Source organism: Rhodovastum atsumiense (genome assembly GCF_937425535.1).
In the GTDB taxonomy this organism is placed as follows: domain Bacteria; phylum Pseudomonadota; class Alphaproteobacteria; order Acetobacterales; family Acetobacteraceae; genus Rhodovastum; species Rhodovastum atsumiense.
Genome location: NZ_OW485603.1, coordinates 124,915 through 145,741, shown reverse-complemented (window position 1 = coordinate 145,741; position 20,827 = coordinate 124,915). Strand labels below are relative to the sequence as shown.

Sequence of the window (20,827 nt, the reverse complement as noted above, 5' to 3'; positions counted from 1 at the left end):
GCCTACCGCCGACGCACCAATCTCTCCTGGCCTCGCTGCGCGGCGTCTCTGTCGCTCATGCGGGCAAGTGCCCGGGCAATACGGCGGGTGAGCCTGTTGATCCAGGCGAGCACCGCCCCAACGGCGGCCAGGCCGCACAGCGCCGTAGCGGCCAGGAGCAGTGCGCGCGTGGATCCCGCCGGCAGCTGTGCGGCAATCAGCACCGCCGGGCAAAGCCCGGTGATCACCGGCACGTGGGCCAGGTACACCGGCAACGCATACCGCCCCAGCTGGGGCAATGGTACCGCGGCAAGCAGGCCCTGCAGCACCGGGCACAGCATGACCCCTACGAAGATCATTGCTGTTCCCGTGATCTTCGACATTCGTGCCACGTCCAGGGCGGCCGTAAGCGAGAGATAGGGCACCTGGGCAACGAGATCCAGGAACGCCGGTGGCAGTTCCAGGAAGGGGACAAGGCAAAAATAGCCACCGGCACCGATCAGTGGCACGGCGAGCGTTGCGGGCAAGGTGATGGGCCGCGTCAGCGCCACCCTGGCCAGGAGATGGCCGACAAACAGGCATGCCAGGGGCGTCGTCAACACCCCCGCACCGATCAGAATGCCAAGCCCGAGCCATGGCACCAGCCCGATCTTTCGGGCGGCGAGCAGGTAGATGATCAGCGCCGAGCCGAGCAGGTGCAAGGGGAGCGCCCACAGCGCCGGATTGGCCGACTGCTCCAGGGGCAGTGGGATGTGCAGCCAGGTGGTCACCATGTCGGCGACAATGCTGGAGCCGTTGTAGCCGGTGACGGTGGCGGCCAGCACATCCCGGGCCATGGCATGGGCGGATGGCGGAACAGGATACAGCGCTCGGAGGAGATCGGAACCGATCCACATGCCTGCCGCGTGGGCTTTGTCGGCCAGGGTTGCCGCGGTCAGCCAGCCGAGCAGCAGCCCGCCCAGCGCCGGGACCACGAGCCGGATGGTCCGGCCGGCGAGCAACCGTGGCACCACGACCCGTCCATTCCCGCAGGCCCAGGTCAGGGCGTAGCCGCTGACGCAGAGGAACAGGCAGATGCCGGCATAACCGTCCGAGGCAATCGCCAGCACAATGGCGGTGAAGGTCCCGTTGGCGAGCGGTGCCTGCGGCAGGATGCCAGGATGGAAGGCCGCCAGATAGGTGGACAGTACGACCTGGACGAGCGCGATCCCGCGCAACGCGTCCAGGCAAGCCAGGCGGCGGGGCTGGGTCATGAACGGCATATCCAGGGGAGATTATCGCAGACAGACCAGGGGCCTCTCGCGAGGCACGGCGGATGCGAGCCCCCGGATAAGGCCAGGCCACTCCGTCGTGTCGGCCGCGGCGCGTGGGAGGTTTGCGTGGGCCCGTGGCAGGCGGCCATGACCTGCGAGCACAAACGTGGCCAAAGTCCGCAAGGAAATTCCTGGAATGTTTGCACCGCACAGCTCTGACCAAATTGGCGCCAATGTGAATTTAGAAGCGCATATCGGACCTTTCCCTTGGAAGTCATTTTCCCGTAACGACCAAACATCGGGCATTCCTCACGGAGGAGGCGGTGAATCACCGAAAAGGGCGGCGCCTGGCAGCCGTGGCGGTCCTTGCGCTGCTGGTTGGCGTGGATGTCGCCGGAGCGCAGGAAGAACTGCCCGGGCGTGAATGGCTCAGTCGCGGCCGCGAAGGGTGGTTCTGGTATCGGGATCCGGCTGCTGAGCCGGTGGACCCTCCCTTGCCGCCATCGCCCCCACCCATGCCCGTTGCAGTGAGTCCTGTGCCGCCGGTCCAGCCGTCTGTTACACCATTCACGCGCGCCGAGCCCTTGCCGCTGTCGGTTGCCTGGTTTCGCCAGAACCTCGACACCTACCGTGATGCGGCCATCGACAATCCCACGCCCGGGAATGTGCGGCGTTTCCTGATCCTGCAGCGAATCATGATGGACAAGTCGACGGCGTTCCGGCGTACTTTCCAGGAGGTGGTCGCCACCACGCCGGCGCTCGACGCCAATACCGAGCGGCCCCTGGACAGCGTGGGCGCCAACACCGCCAATGAGGTCGCCAGCACCGCAACCCAGATGCTTCTGCGATCGCTGGCCCAGACGGTCGGCCTCGTCTACTTCTTTCGGTCCGATTGCCCGCTGTGCGGCACGCAGGTCGAAAGCCTGGAGGCCGCTCAGCGACTGTACGGCTTCACCGTGCTCTATGTTTCGCTCGACGGGAGCCCCATGCCGAGGGTCGCTCTGCGCGCATGGGCTCCCGACGCGGGGCAGGCGCAGCGCATGGGGGTCAAGGACGCACCGGCACTCGTGCTGATGCGGCCCCCCGGTGAGTTCCTGGTCTTGTCCGAGAGCGTTCTGAGCCTGCCGGCGATCGCGGAACGGACGTTGCTTCGCGCCCGCCTCGCCGGCTGGATCAGCGAGGATGACTACCGGGCAACACGCCCGGTGCGGGAACGGTCCTTCCTCTCGCTGGCGAACGGCATCACACCGGACCTGCTGGAAGACCCGGAAAAGTTCTCCGGCTACATCGCGGCCCACATGGAAGACAGGCAATGACGGTGCCATCCCCCGGGTGGGCAGAGATGCGGAAGCAAGTGCGCCGGGTGATCGTCCTCCTGGTACTGGCATGGTCAGTGCCGCGCGTGGCGATGGCCGATCTCGCGCATGAGATGGACAGCATGTTCAACGCCATGGCCAGTGCCACGCCGCCTTCCGTGTTCAGCACCGCCCGTCGTGGCGTGATTTCGGGGGGCGGGGTCGCAGTCAGCAACCGCATCGTCAACGCTAATCTCGTCTCGATCACGCCGCCTTCCTTCAAGGTAGGGTGCGGCGGTATCGACTTCTTTGCCGGGTCGTTCTCGTTTATCAATGCCGCGCAGTTCGAGGCCCTGCTGAAGGCCATTGCGTCCAATGCGTCGGGATACGCGTTTCAGCTGGCCATGCAGGCGATGTGTCCGACCTGCATGAATACAATCGAAACGCTGGCCCGGAAGATCCAGGAATGGGTCTCCAAGTTCAGCAACAGCTGCCAGTTGGCGCAGGGCATCGTCAATGATGCCGCTAGCGCCTTCACGGATCAGGACAACACCAAGGCCTCGCTGATCGGCATGGTGCGCGGTGTTGCCAGTGACGCCTTCGATGCATTCTCCACGACATCGGGGAGCAACCCCGTGGAGCGCGTGCTCTCGGGCGCGCCGACGGACGCCGCCAAACGGATCCAGGGCAATGTCACGTGGCGCGCCCTGAAGAAGCAGAACGCCAGTTCCTGGTTCAGCTACGGCGACAATGCGCTCCTGCAGGTCCTGATGAACATCGGTGGCACCGTGATCGTCGGCGATCTCGCCGACGACACCGAGGGGGGCGGAACGCAGAACCTGAATGTGAAGACGATCACCGGGCGTGCTGACCTGATCGAGTCCCTGATCGATGGTGGGACAGTGTCGATCCTGGCCTGCGACACCACGGATGAGGATGGTTGCCTCAATCCGACCGCTGCCACGGTCAGGATCACTGGCTTCAAGACGATGATCCTGAACGCGTTCGAAGGGACATCCGGCTCGGGTGGGATTATCGACAAGGTCGGCGGCGGCGTGGCGCTCACCAACGACGAGCAAGCGGTCCTCGGCCTGTTGCCGAATGGGCTGGGCGGGTTGGTCATTCGTCTGTCGTCGAAGAGCAAGGACGCCGCGAAGAGCCTGGTCGAGGACACGGCGCCGCATATCGCCGGGCTGATGGCCAAGAGCCTCGTCCATGACATGCTCCGCGCGGTACGGGCGTCCGTCGCGGTGTCGCAGGATACCCGCGCCAAGGACGTGGCGGCGCTGATCGAGCAGAGCTGGGCCGCAGTGCGCAGCGAGGAGCAGCTGCACCAGGCGCGGTGGGGCAGCCTGACAACGGTGGTGTCGACCTACCAGAGCCTGATGGGGGCCACCATGCTGCTGCCGCGCGGCTTCGGCAATGCCATCACCAATACCGGTATGGCCCGCTGACAATGTGGACCATCTACGCCATCGGCGACACGGCGTTCCTGCAGCAGATCCTGCAGGGCATCGTCATGCTCACGGGCGGCGGCGACTACATGGTCACCGCCCGGATTGCCACGGCCATCGGTGCGCTGGTGGTGATGTTCCGCAGCCTGCGCGCCGGCGATCTGAGCATCGACTTCAAGGAGCTGCTGATCGCCTTCATTCTGTACGGCCTGGTGTTCGCCACGCCGGTAACCGTGGCAATCGAGAGCGTGTCCACCGGGGCGGTCGTGACCCAGGCCGGTGTGCCGGTGGGCTTCGTGGCAAGTGGCTCTTTTCTCTCACTGCTGGGTATGAAGCTGACCGAGCAGTTCGAGACGGCGTTCTCCACGCCTTCGATGCTTCAGCACGGCTTCCAGGCCTCGCTGGAAACCATCAAGAAGGTCCGCATCCACACCATGAGTGTCAGCAACTTCGGTGCTGCAAACGCGCCGGTTGCGGGGGCGGATGTCTACAGCAGCTGGGTCAACTATATTTCCGAATGCACGGTCCCGGCCATCGAGTTGCGCCTCACCAGCGTCGAGGTGATCATGCGGAATCCAAGCTTTGTTGCCGCGCTCGAGCTGAACTCCAACGTGAACGGCACGGAGATCTACATCGGCGGCAGCCCCACCAACACCGACTGCGCCAACGCGTTTACTCAGCTTCGGAATTTCACGGCAACGAGTTTCGTCCCACAGTTCCTGACCCAGATCGCTCCCGTCCTGGGAGGGCGTGCCGGGTCGTCGGCGGAAGCGGTCACCATCATCTCAAATGCACTCAACGGGATCGGCCTCGGCACGACCAGCGTGGTCGATTTCGTCATGACCAGTGCGCTGGTGCCAGTCTTCCTCGACGCATTGGCGCAGTCCGCTGAGTCCACATACAGCGCCTCATATGCCACGATGATCGCCGACGCGGCCCGGAACCGGGCCGCGCAGTGGATGGGACAGTCGTCCCTATTCAGCATGTACGTGCAGCCGATGATGACCTTCATCGAGGGTTTCCAGTACGCGCTGATGCCCCTCGTCATGATCATGCTGCTGTTCGGCACCGGCGCGCTGCCGATGCTCGGGAAATTCCTGGGAGGTCTGCTCTGGATCCAGCTGTGGTATCCGCTGCTGGCCATCGTCAACCTGTTCGAGCATATGGCGCTGACCGGCTCCATGAGCGCCATGGTTGGTGCAGGCAATGGCATCCTGAGCCTCGCGGGCACGCTGCAGGCGGATCAGGCGCTTCTGGCTTGGATCGGCGTCGGCGGCATGATGGCGAGTTCCGTTCCGATGCTGGCGGCGGGACTGGCCTATGGAACCTGGCATGGCATCGATGCGATGGTCGGGCGCATGGCTGGGAGTGAGACGCTGCGGCCGGATGTTGCCGCGCCGCGCGACATCGGCCAGCAGTACAGCAAGGTGTCGCTGGCCCCCCTGAGCACCATTGATCCCACATTGGGTCTGCACCAAACCGGGTCCGAGCGTGTGGACCCGGCGATGACGTATTCGGCCGTTGATTCGAACCGGGTGGAGAGTGCGCGTTCGGTGGCGGAGACCGCGACCAACGATTTCCGGAGCCGTCTGGCCAGAGTGGTCGGCAACAGCTTCAGCGTGGATGAGCGGGGTGGCCACTCGGAATCTGCTGGCCAGTCATGGTCGGCATCGAGAACAGAAGCCTTGGCAAACTCGATTTCAGGTGTTGCATCGCTCGCCGAGCGAATCAGCACGTCAGCTCAGGTGGATAAAAACGTGGCCATGGGTATGGCCATGGAGGGGGCACTTTCTGCTAAACCAGGAATGGGCATGGGCGCCAGCGGAAGCGTTAGCCTCACAAATAGAGAGGGAGTCTCCGAGTCACAAAGAGCCGCGGCGGAACGCGCCATTAGCCAGGCATTTGCTGAAAATCCCTCCCTTCAAAGTTCTATGGTTGCAAGCGCCGCCAAGGATCTTCGCGACAATCGTGAGCACTCGGTCTTCGCGAGCCGAAGCCAAGGCGAGCAGCGCGCTCTCGAGGAATCGGCGGCACGCAGCTTGAGCGCCACCGAGGCTTATCAGCAAGCGGCGACGAAGACGGTCAGTGGCGGTGCGACATTGACCGAGTCCGCGCAGGCGGCCGTGAATGCAGTCCGGGTGGCACCTCGCGCGCGTGAAGCCTTGACGGCCGCGGTCGCGCGGCACGGTGTGGGAGCCCGGGCGATCGCGCTGGCCAATCAGTATGGCCGTCAGTGGCGTGCCCGCTATGGTGGCGCAGGAGGAGCGGAAATCATGGGCCAGCTGGTGGCTCTGGGGGCGTACGATACCTCCCTCAATGGCCAGGATTCCGTGTTGCGGCGGGCTTCGTTCAATGAGGTGATGAGTCTGGCGCTTGGGGGGGCGCGGCCATTGCCGTCCGGCGCTGAACGGAATGCGGGTGTTGCGCCCGGGATCGTTCCGTCCTCCACGTATCTTGGCGGAGACATCGCCAGCGAGGTGACGGCCGAACTCACGAGCGCCGCTGCGACGGTCGGTCGCGTCACGGAGAGCACACTGCGCGCACGCCATGAAGCCGATAAGGACGGGCAGCGCGAACGAGGCGCAGAACTTGCCGCGCCAGTTGCCGACGCCTTCGTCAAGGGCAATCAGATCCAAGGCCAGCGGGATCGAACGCCAGGCGCGGGTGAGCAGACCCATGGCGCCCTGGAACGTGCGGGAGAGTTGCTCGGCGGCGTGAGCAGTATGGTCGGCGGGGCAGTCAGCGGAGCCATCAATGGCGAAGGTGCCGGAGCAGGCGCGGTTGGCGCCTTGGAAAGCAGATATGGTGAACGTATTCGGCACTACAGAGAACAAGGCCGGTCTGGCGGCCTGACTGACGCTCAGGCTGAATATTTTGGGTATGCGAAGGGGCTGGGGGCATTTCCAGGCCGGTCGATGATGATCAGCGAATATGCCGACCGGGTCAGAGCCGAAGCCATCGGCGCCCGAATGGATCCTGAGCAGGTTCTTGACCGGCTTGATGCCGCGGCGCAGGTTGCAGATGCTGGTGGTGCGACACGTCGCTTCCAGACGCTGGCGGAAACCAACAGGCTGCACGGCCTGATGCCGAGTGGATTCATGCCAGGGTCAGCGATGGATCGTGCCACACGGCGTGCGACCGGCAGAGGTGTTGCGCCGTAAAGGGAGGCAAATGAGATGACAATCGCGATTTCAGGCGTATCAATTTACCTTTTTGTCGTGGTCAAAATCTGACGGTATGGTACCCGGTGGCACGAGCCGCTATGGGTGGTGAGCGGCGGTTCGTGACGGCGCAAGACCGTCCGCTCTGTCTTCTGCAGGCGCCATTTCATAGGCCGGGCGGCGGCGGCGGTGATGTCCCGGCCGGCCCGCTTGAGGCGTAAGCGGAGTGTCGGCGGCACTTTGTGCGGGGCGTAGAATTTAGGGTTCCCTGTCGTCCTTGAAGGAGGACGACAAGATGCTGGACGCGGCGTTGGAATCTGCGGACGCTTCACCAACTGATCGACCGAGCGGTCGCAAGCAGCGCATTGAGGTGATCACGCGCGGCGAGCGCCGTCGCATCTGGACGGTGGATCAGAAGCGCGAGATTGCGGCGGAGAGCCTGGAGCCGGGGGCATCGCCGATTACCGTGGCCCGCAAGTATGGGATCAGTACCGGCCAGCTCTACACCTGGCGGCAGCAGTTGCTCCGCAACGCGGTCGGCGCGGCGGCCACCCCTTCGCCGGGTTTCGTGCGCGTTGATGTCGTGCCCATGCAGGTCCGCCGGGAGGAGGCTGCTCCACCCCCGCCGGAACCGGACACGCCAGCCGCGTCGGTCGCGCCGCCAGCTCCACCGCCACCCAGTCAGCCGGATGGGCGGATCGAGATCATGCTGTCGCACGGCGTGTCGGTGCGTGTGGATGCGAAGGTGGATGGCGCTGCCTTGCGGCGGGTATTGGCCGCCCTGGAGCGGCGATGATTGCGGCACCACCCGGAGTACGGGTCTATCTCGCCTGCGGCACGACCGATATGAGGCGTGGCATGGCCGGTCTCGCCATGCAGGTACAGCAGATCCTTGAGCAGAACCCATTCGATGGGGCGGTGTTCGCCTTCCGCGGCAAACGTGGTGGACTGATCAAGGTTCTCTGGCACGATGGCATCGGATTATGTCTGCTCACGAAACGTTTGGAACGCGGCCACTTCATCTGGCCGATGACGGGCACGGGCGCGATTTCGCTGACGGCGGCCCAGCTGGCGACGTTGCTGGAAGGTTGCGAGTGGCGGGCGCCAGTAACAAGTCGCAGACCTGAACTGGCAGGCTAACAAATTGCCGTGGATGAAAATAGCGCTGGCAGCGGCGTGGCGGCATTGCTCATGATGCCGCCATGCAGATCGACCTGACTGCCCTGCCAGACGACTCCACTGTGCTGCAAAGCATGGTTCGCGATGCGGTCACAGCAACCCTGCAGCGTGATGCCCAGGTGACCGAGCTGACGGCCGAGGTTGAGAAACTGCAGGCCATGGTCCGGAAGCTGCTGCGCCATCGCTTCGGCCGCCGTTCTGAGCAGATGTCGCCCGACCAGCTCGCTCTCGTCATCGAGGATCTTGAGCAGGAGGCGGCTGCACAGGAAGCGGCGAAGGACGCCGCGGAGACCTCAGAGGAGAAGCGGCGGCAACGTCGTGCCGCCCGCCCGCTACGCAATCTCGGCGCACTGCCGGGACATCTACCGCGCGACGAGGTGGTGATTGACGTCGAGAGCAAGGAGTGCCCCTGCTGCGGCGGTGCGCTGCATCTGATCGGCGAGGCCCGCACGGAGATGCTGAACCGCGTGCCCGCGCAGTTGCGGGTGAAGGTCACAAGGCGCCCGCGCTATGGTTGCCGCACCTGCAGCGAGGCGGTGGTGCAGGCGCCCGCACCGGAGCGGCCCATCGATGGCGGGATGGCAACCGAGGCGTTGCTGGTGCAGATCCTGGTCAGCAAGTTCTGTGACTTCTTGCCGTTGTATCGGCAGGCCGAGATGCTGAAGCGCGAAGGCATCACGATCGACCGCTCGACGCTGAGCGACTGGGTGGGACGGACGTGCTGGTGGCTGCGTCCGCTCTACGACCTGGTGGTCTCGACTGTGCTGTCCGCGCCGAAGCTGTTCGCCGACGACACCACGCTGCCGGTGCTCGATCCCGGCCAGGGCAAGACCAGAACGGGACGGCTGTGGTGCTACGCGGTCGATGATCGGCCGTGGAAGGGGGCGACGCACCCGGCGGCCGCCTACCTCTACGGCGAGGACCGCAAAGCCACGCATCCCATGGGACATCTGGCGAAGTTCCGCGGCGTACTGCAGGTCGACGGCTACGCCGGGTTCGCCAGCCTGGTCACCGGCCGCCGCGACGACTCGATCCAGCTCGCATTTTGTTGGGCCCACACAAGGAGGCCCTTCTACGAGTTCTTTGTCTCGACCAAGTCGCCGATCGCCGCCGAAGCGCTCGCGCGCATCGGCAAGCTCTACGAGATCGAGGCGGAGATCCGTGGCCAGTCGGCCGAACACCGCCGCGCCGTCCGCCAGGAGCGCAGCCGTCCGATCGTCGAGGCCCTGCACGCCTGGCTGCAGGAACAGCTGCCGCGGCTGTCTGGCAGCTCGGATCTGGCCAAGGCCATGCGATACGCCCTGCGGCACTGGTCCGGTCTGGTGCTGTTCCTCGAGGACGGCCGCATCGAACTCGACACGAACAGTGTGGAACGCGCGATCCGTCCGGTGGCTCTCACAAGAAAGAATGCGTTGTTCGCCGGAAGCAACGGTGCCGCCGAGCACTGGGCGATCGCCATGACGCTGATCGCAACAGCCAAGTTGAACGGTGTCGAGCCGCTCGCCTGGCTCACCGATGTGCTGGAACGCCTCGTCTCCGGCCGTACCAGGCAGCACGAACTCGAGCAGCTGCTGCCCTGGAATTGGCGACCGCCCGGTGCGGTCCCCGTGGCAGGGGCAGCGTAGCGCATACGCCAGCGCGCCATGCGGCGTGGCATCACCGGATCTATCGGCCCGCCCGTGCTCCGCTCGGGCGGCCATCGGGCTGCCGAGGACGCTTCGGCGATGGGTCGTCGCAGCGTCGTCAGCCCCGGAATCGGTGGCCACCGGTGCCGACACACCACTTGGCAACACGATCTCAGCGTCCAGCCGGGCGGGCGGCAACGGCGCAACCGGAATCTCCGGCGTCGGCGGGGTAGAAATGGCAGTCTCCCGGGGTGGGGCGGGCGCCATCACCGCGGCACCCTCCGAGCTCGGCGTGGCGTCGATCGCAGCGCTGGGGGCGTCACGCAGCAACAGTTGCTGCCGCCAGGCATAGAACTGCCCGCTGCTGATGCCGTGCCTGGCCGCTACCATCGCCACTGACACACCCGGTTCCAGGTTCTCGGCCACGATCTGGCGCTTCTGCTCGACCGTCCAGCAACGTCGGCGCTTGCCGCCGGTGGTCACCTCGACGGCCACACTGCAATCGCTCATATGACCAGTCGTAAGAGCGCTCTCTGTCGGCAAAGACCGCTTCGCCATTTCGTCGTCCTCCGCCATGGACGACATCTGGCACCAAACCGCCCCCGCAGCACAGGGTGTCGCCGACGCCCCGCTTACCTTGAGGCCGCACGAAGGGCGGTTTGTCGGGGCGCCTCACATCCCCGTGGTTCGCGGCATGATTTGCGCGATGTCGCGCTCCGGTGCAACCGCAGGTGCGTCCCGGCGCTGAGCGCCCGTGACACTGATCGCGCACCTGACCGACCTGCATTTTGGCGCTGAGGACCACGCCGTGGTGTCGGCGTTGGCCGAAGAGCTGACCGGCGACCCACCCGACCTGGTGGCAGTCAGCGGCGACCTGACGATGCGGGCGCGACGGCACGAGTTCCGGGCGGCTCGCGCTTTCCTGGATGGGCTCGGCGCGCCGGTGCTGGCCGTACCTGGTAACCACGACATCACGCCCTTCGCGCTGATCGAGCGCTTTCTCGACCCTTATGGACGGTGGCGACAGGAAGTCGCGGCGGAGACGGAACCGATCTGGCACAACGGACATGTGGCGGTCGCCGGACTCAACACGGCCAGGCGCTATGGCCAAAGCCTGGACTGGTCGCGAGGTCGGGTTACGCGCAAGCGGTTGACGGGGCTCGCCGAGCGGTTCGCCGCCATGCCGGCGGGCCTGGTGCGCATTGTGGTCGCTCACCATCCGCTGGTGCCGCCGGAAGGCGGTCCGAAGGTGAAGCTGGTGGGCGGGGCAGAGCGCGCGGTCATGGCACTCACGCAACTTGGCGTGCGACTGGTACTGGCCGGACACCTGCACAGGGGATACGCGCGCTTCGCCTCGGCGGCCGGGGACTCGCCGCTGATCGTGCAGGGCGCCACGTCCACTTCGGTCCGGCTTCGCGGCGAGCCGAACGCTTATAACCGCATCCGGATCGGCGCGGACGCCAGGCCGGTGATTTCCATTCGGGTGTGGGACGGCCGCGCCTGGACGACCCGGACACGCGAAACCGGCGTGGCGGAAGCCCCGGCCGGGACGGTACAGACGCGGGAGCTGGGCCTCCACGGACCAGCGGATCGGAGCCGTCACTGATGTCGACGGCAGTGTTCGCCATTCCGCCCTGCGCCGGCGACGGGCTGCGGTCGCACCCTTGCAGGATTTCACGCGTGGTCATGCATCCGGCGGAACGTCGAGGCGACACGCAGGCCGCCGCCGGGCCAGGCGGCGCCTGATGCACCTGATGCTCTCGTCACCGGGCGATTTCGCCGATCCGCCGATGCGGGAGAACGCGGCCGGGCAGTTGCGCAGCGTTGGCGTCGAAGTGGAGTTCGGCGCACTGACGGCACGGCAGGCCGCGGCAGTGCTCGCGGAAGGGCTTGGTGGGATTGTCGCCGAAGAGGACGCGCATGCGCTGCTCGTCGAAGGGACGGTGCTGGGGACGCTGACGGTTGAGATGGATACGCGGTACGTCCATCCGCAGCGCCATCCGGGAACGCGCTGGGGACGGCTCGGCGTCACCTGGGCGGCCTGGCTGGGAACAGCGGTGCACGCCTTCGTGCCACGGGAACTTGTGACTCGGCCGATGCCGATCGACCAGTTGCCGCTGGTCGATCGTGCCGTGGAGGTGCTGCGCCGGGCGGGAGCGCGGGAAGTGGGGCCCGTCGCATATGGACTCCACTTCAACCCCGAGCCGCCACGGCTGGACGCGGAGACGATCACGGCGATCCTGAAGGCGTTCGTGCTGCTCAACGACTGGCTGCGCCGCGAGAGCAGGCCACGTCGGCTTCCTTTCGGGCGTGGCTTTCCGGCGGATTATGTCCGACGGGTAGCGGCGGCGGATTACTGGCCGGGTCTCGACAACCTGATGCGCGACTACCTGGCGGCGAACCCCACACGGGACCGCGATCTCGATCTCCTGCCGCTGTTCCTCTGTTTCGACGAGCGAGGGGTGCGCGCACGCCTTCCGAATGAGAAGATCAGCAAGCGGCCCGTCCTACACTATCGCCTTCCGACTGCACGGGTGAGCCAGCCTGGCTGGAGCATCGCGCCGGATTGGAACCGCTGGGTAGCGGTGGAGCGGTTAGCGGCGGACCGCCCGCGGCTCGAGCGTCTCGCCGCGGGCTATTTGGCGGCGGCACAAAGACCGCCGGACTGGGCGGACATCTCGGCGCGGCTGGCGTTCGAGGAATAGCCGTTCATGGACGTGCAATGACTCCGTGTCTGCATATGAACAGCCTTGCTTCGCCCTGCAGCGTGCCGGAGGATGGGCCTCCCCCGGAGGCAATCAGCCGCATCAGGCCCCGAACCGGGCGCTGAGGCCCAGGCGGCGAAAATCGGCTTCGGGTCGGATCTAGCTACTCGCAATGTAGTAGCATCCGTCGGATTTTGACCAGTAGGTAAATTTGTATTAATATACGTTTCGCTGTTCCGATTTAAGAAGAGCATTAATATATATCTGATGATTAATTTTAATTTGAAGGACATTGGCGAAGATCTTTTGGAGTCATTGAACTCTCGATATCAAATACAACGTGGATCATATCCAATAAAATACCAGATAAATGGCGTAGCTTCATATTAATTTATATGGATATGACACAATATTCTTGATTATTGCTTATATTATGGTCTTTCATTCTGAATTAATATTTAATTCATGGCCGTTTGATTTCGACGTTTCAGGTGATGCGGTGGATTGGTGGCCCTTGATCCTGGCCATGAGGGCGCGGGCGGCACGCTGATGAAGCGCCTCGTCCGCGTGGGGCCGTTCGACCTCGACGACAATCTGGCTGCGCGTGGCATTGCTGACGGCCTCCTGCGTGGCGTCGCGGACGCGGGTGATCAGGTCGGGGTCAATGGCTAGACTCTTCTCGCCGGCACGAACACCGATGGCCTCCTCCAGCAGGGCGCGGTCATCCGTGATGATGGTGCCGCTGGTCGTGCCGCGTGAGATGCCAACGTACATGCTGCGCCAGTTGATCAGGTTCACCCGCCAGGATTCCGCGTGCAGCACCCAATCCTTGGTCATGCCCTGCGCGCTGTAGGCAGTCACGGCATAGGCATAGTCGTAGTGCTGGTGACGAGGCTCGGTGACGTCGAGCCGCAGCTCGTGTCCCTTCTCGAAGCCAATAGTCGCCTGGTTGCCATCAATGGCGGTGATGGTTCCAAAGTCACCGCGCGCCAACCCGAGCCGGGTGTCATTGCGGTTCCAGCGGATGCGGTCGCCGACCTGCAGGTCACCTTGCGCCGGCTGGAAGACATCCAGGTGGCGCGGGCCGATGCCGCGGGTGGCCAAGGTGAGAGCCCGGCCATCCCCGGTGCGAAGGGCCAGGCGATCCTGGCGGGTGTCGATCGCGCTGATGACGGCATATTCGCCCGGGTCCAGCCGTCCGTCCTCGGTGTCGAGGCCCTTGGCCGTGCGGATCACCTGGCCGACCGTGTAGGAAACGGCGGACCGTTTCTCCGCGTTGGCAAGCCCCGCATCGAGCAGGCGGGTCCCCTGCGCCGCCGGCCCGGCCAACTCGCCCTGCATCCGCAGCAAGGTGCGGACCGTGCCTTTGATCGCCTCGCTGCCCTCCCGGCTGGGGTCGATCAGGAGGGTATTGGCCCGCTCCGCCGGAGAGAGGCCGGCATAGTGCCGGGCCATCATCATGATCCGGTCGTTGGCGGTGGCCTCTTCGACGATCCGGCCGCCATCGCGTTCCAACGCCTGGAAGGCGGTGGCGGCATCGCGGGCGATGATGGCCTTGACCGCGGCGCGACCGTCGGCGGTTTGCTGGCGGACGATCTCATCGAGACGGAAAGTCTCCAGGCCCCGCTCCTGCGCCTGCGTGAAGGCCTGGCCGGCCTCGACGCTGCCGAGCTGGAGCCGGTCGCCGGTGAGGATGACCCTGGCGCGCTGCTCTTTCGCCGCCTGCAGCAGTTCCACCGTTTTTCCGGTGCCAAGCAGGCTCATCTCGTCGACGATCCACACCTCGTGGCCACCGGCCAGGCGGTCGAGCAGGCCCGGAGAGGAGCCGTCCCGCGCCAGGTCAGACAGGAAGCGGTGCACGGTCTGCCCTTCCAGATGGAGGGCCTTGCCGAGCGTCTGGGCGGCGGAGGCGGACGGCGCGAGGGCCCGCACGGTGTGGCCCGCGGCGCTGGCAGCGGCGGCGACGGTGGCAAGCACGGTGGAGGTCTTGGCGGTGCCGGCCGCGCCTTGCAGCACGACGACCCGGTCGCGTGACCTGAGAATGCCGGTGGCGGCGGCGCGCTGGGCCTCATTCCAGCTGTGCCCCATGGCCGCGGAGCGCTCCTCCGCGGCACGGACAGCAGCCTGGGCGGCGTTGGCGGAGAGGAATGGCCGTGCCGCGCCCTTGGCGTGGTCAAGCAGGTCGAACAGCTTGAGCTCGGTGCGGATGGCGGCGGGGGTCGTGTAGCCGGGACGTACGGTGTCGGCCCGGATCTGCGGCGAGGGCTCGGTGACGTCACGCGGGACCAGGGCGCCGGCCGTGACCAGGTGAGCGACCGCCCGCTCGACAGCATCCGGCGTGGCACGACCGAGCGCGAAGCGGCTGGCCGCCTGCATGAGCCGGTCATGCGAGAAGGCCTGCTCCCGTTCCGAGAGGGCGGAAGTGGCTGTTTCAACCGCCTCCCGGGCGGCCCTCTGCTGCGACCAGGCGAACCGCGTATAGGACTGTTCGTGCCGCGTGGCGGTTCGCACCAGGGAGGCCAGCGCCCGCAGGTCCTCGCCGAGGCGGGCCTGCCACGCGGCCGTCAGCACGGCGCGGTCGACCGGCTCCTTGGCGCGGCGGCTCCGCAGGGCGGCATCCATCTTCTGCCCGGTCGACGCGGTGGCCCGGGTCAGCCCCTTGTCCTCGAGGCGTGCCTCGACCTGGGCGGAGCGGGAAGAGAAACGGTCGAGGGTCTCCTGGCCGATACCGGCGATCTCGAAGGTGCCGTCCTTGCCGGGCACGATGTCATAGCCGAGCCGGCGGATTTCGGCGGCGAGATGGACCCGGTAGAATTCCCCGCTGGCCTTGATCGCCTTGAGCATCGGCTTGCTCTCGATGCTGCGCCACTGCCCGTCCTCGGTACGGGTAGCGTTGAGCACGACGGCATGGGTGTGGAGTTGCGGCTCCTGGTTGCGGTTGACGTCGTGGCGGAACAGGGCGGCGGTGAGGTTGTTGGTCTGGGTGAGCGCAACGTCCCCGCCCTGGCGGATGCGGGTATGGACCTGAGTGGCCTCGATATGCGCCATCGCCGCTCGCACGGCGTTGTCGTGTGCCGTGATCAGCCGGGTGTCGCCCCCGACCAGGGCGAGGAGGGAGACCGATTTCGGGGCCGACCAGGTGAGGTCCCAACCGGGCTTGTGCTGCCATTCACCGTTCCGCTCGGTGCCGAGCCGGGTGCTGTCCGGCAGTTCGCCGCGCAGGGCGGCCTCGAACCGCGCAGCGTCGACGCCGCCGGAGAAGCCCGCCGCGGTGGCGCCGGCGCCCCACCAGGCGCTCGGGCCCTCGGCCTCGGCGGTATAGTAGTTGTCCTTGGCGAAGTAGCTGGCAGCCTGGTTGGCGCTCTTGATGGCGGCGGCGGAGAGCATGGGGGACGCGGCCCGCGGTCAAAGCTGTGGGAAGGACTCGAGCCCGTCCTGCGCGGGCGCAAAGGTCAGCGCCTGCTCAGGGGGGCGATCCCTTGCTGGCTGGTCCGGCGTGGGTGGCTCCTGCGGCCCGGGGACAGCCTGCGTGGTGGACGCTGACGCAGCGTCGGCCGGGAGCGAGGCGGCCGCCCGCAAATGGGCCGAGACCGACCCGGACAGATCCGCTTCCTCAAAGGGCGCATGCCGCTTCGGCCGGGCGGTCTTGCCGGGGTCGGGCAGGCGGGTCCGGGCCACCGGGTAGGCACCCGGCAGGCGCACATAGCAGTGCAGGTCCGCCAGCGTCATAATGTCGGTGGGCAGCACCACCCGCTCGACATCTCGCCGGGTGCCCAGGTTCAGCGATTCGTAGCTCATGTGCGCACCGTAGCGGGCCGACTCCTCGGTGCGCTCCCGCTCGGCCTCGCCGAGCAGCCTGGACATGTACTCGGCGCTGAAGTTGGAGTTGAGCCGGAAGATGGCAGCGGTGTTGAACAACGAGAGGATCGCCTCGCCGCGCTCCTTGCCCCAGACGTCCATCAGCTGCTGCAGGTCCTGCAGCCCGGCGACGATGCAGATGCCGTATTTGCGGCCTTCCTGCAGGGCGGCCGCGAGGCTGGGCAGCTGCTGCAGGCTGTCCAACTCGTCGAGGAAGATCCAGATCCGGCGGTTCAGGTTCTCCGGCAACGACAGGGCCGCGGCAATCGCGGAGTCCAGCAGGCAGGTGATGAGCGGCCGCAAGGCATCATGCTCCCGCCGGCGGGAGCTGATGAACAGCCACGGTTGGGCGGTGTTGGCAGCGGTCGCCTGGTCGGCCGACCGGATGAAGTCGGAGAGGCTGAAATCATTGCTGCCGGCATCGGCCCGGAGGAAGCGCAGGCTGCGGATGTAATTGGCGGCGGTGACGTCGATGGCGGCGGCAGTGCGGCCTGCCTCCGGGTCGTAGAACCTGGCGATCTCGGTGCCGGCGAAGCTCCGCTGCTTTTCCTCGCGGGGGGCGACCACCAGCAGACGGAACAGCTCAAGGACGGTGCGCGGCTGCGCCTCCTGGAGCAGACGCAAGCCGGTGGAGAAGATGGCGCGGGCCGCGTCGGAGAAGAACTGGTTGGGACCGGACGGCGAGGGGATGAGGGACGCGGCAAGGCGATCGGCGGCGGCGGGGTTGTTGATCTCGGCCCAGGGCGACCAGGACGCGGAGCGGCGGTCGAGCGGATTGAGGATCCGGTCGCCAAGCTCGGGGCGGTAGAAGCTCGGGATGTAGGCACCGGCGATGTCGTAGATGATGGCGATGTCGCCGCGGGCACGGATCTGGTCGAGCAAGCGGTACATGGCCTGGGTTTTGCCGGCACCGACCGTGCCGGCCATCAGGATGTGCTGGGTTTCCTTGCCGAGGACGAGGGGGATGGTGCCGATGGCAAGGTCGCTGGCGGCGCGGCGGCGGATCAGGTCATCGGCCAGGCGCTTGTCGGAGGTGAGGCTGCGGCCACGCAGGAGGTAGGGATCACGGGCCGCGCTGCCGATGGCGCGGACGCCAAGATAGAGGCACAGGGTCAGGATCGGGGTGACGAGGACGCCGTACATGACACCGCGCCAGAACAGGTCGGTGATCGCGGTGGCCTGGGCGGTAAACCAATGGTTGGAGATGATTGACCCGGCGGGCCAGATCCGTGGATCTCCCATTGGATGCAAGGGGCGCTGGCAGGCATTGCTCTCGCAGAGAATGGCGGCGATCTTCCACCAGGTGGCTCCAGCGATGGCGTGCTTTTCGGCCAGGGCCCAGATGGTGAGCAACGGCGTCACCGCGAAGCCGGCCAGGGAGATCAGTACGATCCGGATGAGGCTCTGCAGCTGGATCCGCAGGCGCAGGTGCAGGAGGCCGACGCCGCGGGAGACGTCGTCGGCGATGTGCTGAGCCTGCTGGTTCATCCCGTCGTGGCTCCGTGGCTTTCCGCAGCGGCCAAGGCTCGGCGATGCAGTTCCTGGATGTCGCTGAGCATCTGCGACGGGATGCCGGAGGGCGGCCGGAGTGCCTCATCGGCAAGGAGCCGCCAGACCTGGATGGCCATGTAGGATGCCGAGGTCGCCTGGAGAGCGGTGGAGCGCACCAATCCCTCAAGGAAAGACAGGTGAGCCAATCCCGCCTGGATCAGTTTTTCAATTCGGCCAACCTGCTCCGACAGCTCGGCCAGTCTCTGTTGGAGTTCCTCGATGCGACCATCGGGGGGAGGCGCTGGGCACACCAGTCCGGTAGAGGGCGGAATCGCTTCGGCCCGAATGGCGCGTTGCCCCAGATACCGCAGGAATCCAGCGGCACTGGCGTATCCGGCGGATTGCGCCAGGACCGTGAGGACCTTGAGTTCCTCTTCCGAGACGCGCACGCATAGCTGCGGCCCCCGTTCTGCCTTCGGTTTGCTCATCAGTTCCGTGCTCTGCCGGTAACAGCCTGGGTCAGGAAAAGGCCGCCGCGCACCACCACGCTGTCCTTGAGGGGGATGACACAGGCCTTGATCGACCGCGTGCCGGTCCGGATCACCCCGTCCGGCACCGCGGCGATGCAAGGGGAAGGAACAGTGTCCTCCGGAACCTTACCAATGGCATTGAGGGCAATGACCTCGTTGAGGCTCGCGAGGCTGGCCAGCTCGGCAGCGGACATGCCGTGCGTGAGCAGGCCAGAAATCGCTTGCAGGGTGGCAGAGGTTTGCTGCGTGGCCTGGGTCAGGACGGCGAGGTTGTGGACATCGGCGGTCAGCCTGGTCATGGCGTCGGCGCCGCGGGCGTACCAGCCCATGATCAGACCGACCACGAGAAGCCCGACCGCAGGTACCATGAGAGCTGCCCAGGTCCGAAGGCGGGTATGCCTGCGGTCGGCGCGGAGCAGTTCCTTCAATGCGTCCTGGGCTGCGTCGACGAGGCCGGCGCGGATATGAGCCTGCTGCGCCAGCTCTTCCGCCTTGACCCGGGCCAGCGCGGCCTCATGCTGTATCGCGAAATCCTTGTTGAGCTGCTCACGCTGTTGATGCGCAGCCGTGGCAAGTTCAAGCTGCTGGCGCTGAGCCGTGGTAAGGATCTGACGCGTTGAGGTGCGTAGACCATCGTAGAGGGTCTGCAAGCCGCCCACGGTGGCAATCAGCGCCTGGATGATGGGATAGGCTGGATCTCCCTGGTAAGCGGGATGGCTCCGCGCGGCGTGGAGCTGCGCCTGGGCGGCGGCCAAGGCCGCTGCAACTTCTTCGGGAGTCGGGACGCCATCATTGGCGGGAACAGCGGGTGGAGTGGTCGTCATTCGAACCAGCTGCCGACCGGCTGATAGACCTGTTCCATGTTCGCGAGCCAGCCGCCGAGAATCAGCTGCTCGAACAGCCGGAGAGGTGGCGCCTGCGTATCGGGTTGGGCCCCTTCCTTGGCGTCGAAGAAGTTCAGCCGACGGGCCTCGACAGCCTGCGCGACCTTCAAGGCGGGGATAAGCAGCGATACGGCCGCATGTTCGTCGGTCAGCCGGCGATAGAAGGAGTGAGCCTGGATGTCGGCGAAAGACGAGGGATGCAGGGTGGGCGCAGCCGCTTCGTTGAAGAGGAAGGCGGTGGCGGTTGGGCGGAAGCCAAGGTTGTAGAGATTGGCGAAGGGTGACAGGTCATCGACCGACGTGCCAAGGGCGCAGCAAGTGACGACGGCGCCGCCCATCTGCTCGATGCTGCCGACGATGTGGGGCAAGAAGCGGACGACATAGGCGAGGCTTGTATCGCCGCCACCGAAATCGACCAGCACATGGATGCCATGAGGGATGGCGCTCAGGATGGTTTCAGACAGCCAGGAGGCGATGGCCTCGTCTTCGTAGGAGGGAGGCATGCCAACGCCTCCGATATATTGGCCGAGCACTGGATTGGTTTTATCGGCATCGAGAGCGATGAAGTTCTTTTGCTTCCGTGCCAGCTGCGCAATGTGATAGCGGATGTTCGTGCTTTTCCCCGTGCGGCCGCGCCCGATGAAGAATATGATCTTTGTTTTTCCTGAAACGTTGGTCTTTTGTGCTTGAAGCTTGGCACTTTGCGAGAATGTATCACGAAGATCGGCGTCCGGCATCGGCCGTCCCAGGGCAATTTCGGGAAGCTTTGCTGGCGGCTGAATCAACGAGACCGGATTGATGGGAGAGAAAGAGGTTGGTCCGCTCGCAGGCCTGCCCTTCTTCTTAACGTCGGTCTGCTCGTTCAAGTCTTGTTACCTCCGCTTCCAGTGTTTGTTGGTGCCTTCTTGGGGAAAATTCCCCGCTTTGGGTACGACAAAAAGGGCGGTGGCGGCGGCAGGTTGTCTCGCCAGTTCGCTGGTAAGCTCAGGGGCGAGGCCAGCTGCTCCGGAGAAGAGGCCGCAGCCGGAGCTTCCGGCGTTGTGACAGCGGCTTCGCCGTCATGTGGCGGGTCAGACGGTGCACAGGCAGCCACAGGCCGGGCAACTGAACTGGGAACTGCTGGCAAATGGAACGGGGCGCTGGACTGAGTCGTAAAGGCCGGCAAGGTTTCTACTGGCACGCTGAGCGGCGTCCCGCTTTCAAGATGAGATAGCGAGCCCTGAGAACGCTTCTCTCCAGGCAAAGCTCGCGTTGCCACCGATGAAGAAGCCGGCGCCCGGCTCGGCCGTCCTCCGGAAGCGCTCGTCTTATTGGGAATTTTCTTGGCGGATGGCCGTGAATGGGCAGCCGCGCGCCTCTGGCTTTTCCGAAGGGTATATGACCTTGCTTCCGACAATTTCTTTCGCAACTGCT

14 protein-coding genes and 1 pseudogene are annotated in these 20,827 nt (G+C 65.5%); 8 read left to right on the top strand and 7 right to left on the bottom strand.

Annotated features, from left to right (window positions below; genetic code table 11):
- Positions 1-2 precede the first annotated feature (2 nt).
- The gene (locus NBY65_RS30665) at positions 3-1,232 is read right to left on the bottom strand and encodes an acyltransferase family protein (RefSeq protein ID WP_150045301.1); all 1,230 of its coding nucleotides are present in this window, start codon (positions 1,230-1,232) and stop codon (positions 3-5) included.
- A gap of 356 nt (positions 1,233-1,588) precedes the next feature.
- Here NBY65_RS30665 and traF point away from each other — a divergent pair, with 356 nt between their 5' ends.
- From traF to tnpC, 6 genes are all read left to right on the top strand, one after another.
- Complete coding sequence (gene traF, locus NBY65_RS30660) at positions 1,589-2,548, top strand: conjugal transfer protein TraF (protein ID WP_162530864.1); 960 nt, start codon at positions 1,589-1,591, stop codon at positions 2,546-2,548.
- A 26-nt stretch (positions 2,549-2,574) separates the two neighbouring features.
- On the top strand, positions 2,575-3,981 hold the full coding sequence (locus NBY65_RS30655) for a conjugal transfer protein TraH (protein WP_162530863.1): 1,407 nt from the start codon (positions 2,575-2,577) through the stop codon (positions 3,979-3,981).
- A gap of 2 nt (positions 3,982-3,983) precedes the next feature.
- Complete coding sequence (locus NBY65_RS30650) at positions 3,984-7,142, top strand: conjugal transfer protein TraG N-terminal domain-containing protein (protein WP_250265993.1); 3,159 nt, start codon at positions 3,984-3,986, stop codon at positions 7,140-7,142.
- 277 nt (positions 7,143-7,419) lie between these two features.
- A complete protein-coding gene (gene tnpA / locus NBY65_RS30645) occupies positions 7,420-7,938 on the top strand; it encodes an IS66-like element accessory protein TnpA (RefSeq protein WP_150045630.1) in 519 nt (172 codons plus the stop codon).
- On the top strand, positions 7,935-8,282 hold the full coding sequence (tnpB, locus tag NBY65_RS30640; RefSeq protein WP_150045631.1) for an IS66 family insertion sequence element accessory protein TnpB: 348 nt from the start codon (positions 7,935-7,937) through the stop codon (positions 8,280-8,282). The genes tnpA and tnpB overlap by 4 nt, the downstream gene beginning before the upstream one ends.
- Positions 8,283-8,344: 62 nt before the next feature.
- Positions 8,345-9,946 carry an IS66 family transposase gene (gene tnpC, locus NBY65_RS30635; RefSeq protein ID WP_150045632.1) on the top strand — a complete coding sequence of 534 codons (1,602 nt, stop codon included), beginning with the start codon at positions 8,345-8,347 and terminating at the stop codon, positions 9,944-9,946.
- Between the two features lie 339 nt (positions 9,947-10,285).
- On the opposite strand, the pseudogene NBY65_RS34190 reads toward tnpC, so the two are convergent.
- Positions 10,286-10,456 (bottom strand): annotated as a pseudogene (locus NBY65_RS34190) (transposase); the annotation flags it as partial.
- 244 nt (positions 10,457-10,700) lie between these two features.
- On the opposite strand from NBY65_RS34190, the gene NBY65_RS30630 reads away from it, so the two are divergent.
- Together NBY65_RS30630 and NBY65_RS30625 are read left to right on the top strand one after the other, a co-directional pair.
- Entirely contained in the window at positions 10,701-11,552 is an 852-nt protein-coding gene (locus NBY65_RS30630) for a metallophosphoesterase family protein (protein WP_150045633.1), read from the top strand.
- 139 nt (positions 11,553-11,691) lie between these two features.
- On the top strand, positions 11,692-12,651 hold the full coding sequence (locus tag NBY65_RS30625) for an amidoligase family protein (RefSeq protein ID WP_203330752.1): 960 nt from the start codon (positions 11,692-11,694) through the stop codon (positions 12,649-12,651).
- Positions 12,652-13,092: 441 nt separating this feature from the next.
- Here NBY65_RS30625 and mobF read toward each other — a convergent pair whose 3' ends face one another.
- From mobF to NBY65_RS30600, 5 genes are read right to left on the bottom strand one after another with little or no spacing between them, the layout of a single operon-like run.
- Positions 13,093-16,038: a MobF family relaxase gene (gene mobF / locus NBY65_RS30620; RefSeq protein WP_150045634.1), complete on the bottom strand. Its 2,946-nt coding sequence runs from the start codon at positions 16,036-16,038 to the stop codon at positions 13,093-13,095.
- Between the two features lie 18 nt (positions 16,039-16,056).
- On the bottom strand, positions 16,057-17,997 hold the full coding sequence (locus tag NBY65_RS30615; RefSeq protein WP_250265991.1) for a type IV secretion system DNA-binding domain-containing protein: 1,941 nt from the start codon (positions 17,995-17,997) through the stop codon (positions 16,057-16,059).
- Complete coding sequence (locus NBY65_RS30610) at positions 17,994-18,488, bottom strand: hypothetical protein (protein ID WP_250265989.1); 495 nt, start codon at positions 18,486-18,488, stop codon at positions 17,994-17,996. Before NBY65_RS30610 ends, NBY65_RS30615 begins: the two co-directional genes overlap by 4 nt.
- A complete protein-coding gene (locus NBY65_RS30605; RefSeq protein WP_250265988.1) occupies positions 18,488-19,354 on the bottom strand; it encodes a hypothetical protein in 867 nt (288 codons plus the stop codon). The genes NBY65_RS30610 and NBY65_RS30605 overlap by 1 nt, the downstream gene beginning before the upstream one ends.
- Positions 19,351-20,280 carry a hypothetical protein gene (locus NBY65_RS30600; RefSeq protein ID WP_250265987.1) on the bottom strand — a complete coding sequence of 310 codons (930 nt, stop codon included), beginning with the start codon at positions 20,278-20,280 and terminating at the stop codon, positions 19,351-19,353. Before NBY65_RS30600 ends, NBY65_RS30605 begins: the two co-directional genes overlap by 4 nt.
- Between the last annotated feature and the right edge of the window lie 547 nt (positions 20,281-20,827).